This is a genomic window from Bacillus sp. JJ634, from assembly GCF_036962285.1.
Classification (GTDB): Bacteria; Bacillota; Bacilli; order Bacillales; family DSM-1321; genus Peribacillus; species Peribacillus asahii_A.
This window is the reverse complement of the sequence record NZ_JBALMU010000202.1, coordinates 1-2,250: the sequence shown is the minus strand read 5'-3', so window position 1 is coordinate 2,250 and position 2,250 is coordinate 1. Positions and strand designations below refer to the sequence as shown.

At 34.4% G+C, this 2,250-nt stretch carries 2 protein-coding genes; both read right to left on the bottom strand.

What is annotated here, in order from left to right:
- Positions 1 to 482: 482 nt before the first annotated feature.
- On the bottom strand, positions 483 to 743 hold the full coding sequence (locus tag V7068_RS21850) for a hypothetical protein (RefSeq protein ID WP_499714526.1): 261 nt from the start codon (positions 741 to 743) through the stop codon (positions 483 to 485).
- 53 nt (positions 744 to 796) lie between these two features.
- On the bottom strand, positions 797 to 1,978 hold the full coding sequence (locus V7068_RS21845) for an MFS transporter (protein WP_499714525.1): 1,182 nt from the start codon (positions 1,976 to 1,978) through the stop codon (positions 797 to 799).
- Positions 1,979 to 2,250: the final 272 nt, after the last annotated feature.

Sequence of the window (2,250 nt, the reverse complement as noted above, 5' to 3'; positions counted from 1 at the left end):
CTGAAGAATCATCTAAATCATAGCGAAACCCGTCTTTTGGGGCAGAGGCACTCTCTTTTATCTGCAAATTGTCAGTTTTATTTTGTGCAATTTGTTCCTTACTGTTTAGTTTATTATTTTGCTGCTGTTTGTTTGACTTCACCTAAATCAGCCTCCTAATATTCATTCTTCATCACCTATTATCTCTTGAAAAACTTCTTATTATTCAGGTTTGTCGATTCACTAGAATACTATTAATAATTGTATTGCTACGTATTGGTATTGTTGGGGGAGCGCTAAAATGATAGCGATAAAAAAGCTTGTGTCGTTACTGGACCTGACATCAAGCTCCTAATGATGGGATGATGTTGGGTCGGAGTTGCCTATAATGGTTAAAGTTGTCAAGGAAGAACAGCACTTCATATCCTTTCTGTGGTCTGCTAGTGGGGATGAAACTATATATGTTCAACTTGATTGAAGAAATGATGAAAAAAGAAAGAGAGCTAAATATTATTTGGCTCTCTTTCTTTTTGGATTAGCGCTATAAGCGCGACTAATTTTTTATTTCTTATATTTTGTTCTTCCGCGGTTGCTAAATCATATTTTTTTAATAGATGAAATAATTCGTTTAATATGTGCTGTGAACGTTGACTCATTAGGTAGCTCTGTAGATCTTTAAATAATAGCTCGGGTATAAACTGTTTTTGGGTTTCGAGTTTTTTTGCTACATCTTCATGAGAATGGTCGATTTGGCATTTCCTCATTTTAATCCTCCTTTTTATAAGCTACTGTCTATCATACATGTATGATGATTGATTTATGCAATTTTCTTTGAATCAAGCTGTATTTTTGGTTTGTTGAATCCTGTGTAATTGAGAAATAAACAAATTAATGAGAATAAAGATAGTAGGGCAAACCCGAGTAAATAACTATCGGTTAACTCTTTGAAAAAGCCGAGTATGATAGGAGGGAAAAAACCGCCTAATCCTCCAAATGCTCCAACTATACCGGTTACTGCCCCTATATTTCCTGTTGAAACTTCCGGTACCATTTTAAAAACGGCTCCATTTCCGATTCCTAATGAAATCGCGATAAGAAAACAGCTAATGCTGAATAAATGGAAGTTTTCTATAGAAAATGCAATAACTAATCCTAATAATAATACACCGCTGTATACGAAAGCTAATATTCTTCTCGCTCCAAAGCGATCTGAGAGGTATCCGCCGACTGGGCGTATAAGTGTAGCGACCGTAACGAAACCTGCAGTTTTTATACCGGCATCAAGAGTTGTGAGTTTAAATTGTTCTTGTAATAATGTCGGTAAATAGATACTGAAAGTGACAAAGCTTCCGAATGTTAAAGAATAAAAGATAGATAGAAGCCAAGTTTCCTTAAATTTTAATACGGATAATGATTCTTTGAATGATTTAGGTTTACTGGAAAGTTTTTGATCTTGTGTGCCAATCCATAATATGAAAGACATTATTCCTACTGATATGGCAAGGCTCCAAAATACCCAAGACAAACCATGCGTAACGAAAATCATTGGGACAAGAAAGCTAGCTATGGCTGAACCTATATTTCCCATTCCTGCAATTCCTAAAATGAATCCTTGCTTTTCGGGAGGATACCATTTAGATATATAAGTAATTGAAATGGCAAAAGTTGTTCCTGCCATCCCGATAAAGAATGCCCAGAATAAAAGCATGCTATAAGAGTGTGTAAATCCAGCGCCTATCAATGGAAATATTAGAAGTAACATAGTAAGAGAATAGATTTTCCGTCCGCCGTACCTGTCTGTTAAAATTCCCATTGGTATACGCATTAATGACCCTAATAAAACTGGTATGGCCACAAGGATGCTTTTTTCAGCTGTACTTAATTGGTAGATTTTTTGAATTTCAGTTGCGATTGGTGCGAAAACTGACCACGCTGCAAATGCAGTCATCATTGATAATGTTGAAAAAATTAAAACTGGCAATGATCTTTTTGGTTTCATCAAACTAGCTCCTTTGCATCGTTTACTTTTGTTTTTTTGCTAAATATGAACGTGTAGCATGTGAATTTAAAATAGAAGAAATCAGAAAAGTTATATTTAATGACATAATAATCATACAATTGATTTTTTATTATGTGTCATTCCTTGTTAGCTTTTCTATCGTTGTTTTGTGTATGATAATTTTGAATTAGATGAATGGTCAGGGATTTTATTGCAAGTGATGAAAAATCTGTGAAAACAATAAATATGGTTACGGTGCAAAAATTTCAAAA

Excerpts from the sequence above, each read along its gene's own strand:
- V7068_RS21850 (WP_499714526.1), bottom strand. The coding sequence starts at position 743 with ATGAGGAAATGCCAAATCGACCATTCTCATGAAGATGTAGCAAAAAAA.
- V7068_RS21845 (WP_499714525.1), bottom strand. The coding sequence starts at position 1,978 with ATGAAACCAAAAAGATCATTGCCAGTTTTAATTTTTTCAACATTATCA.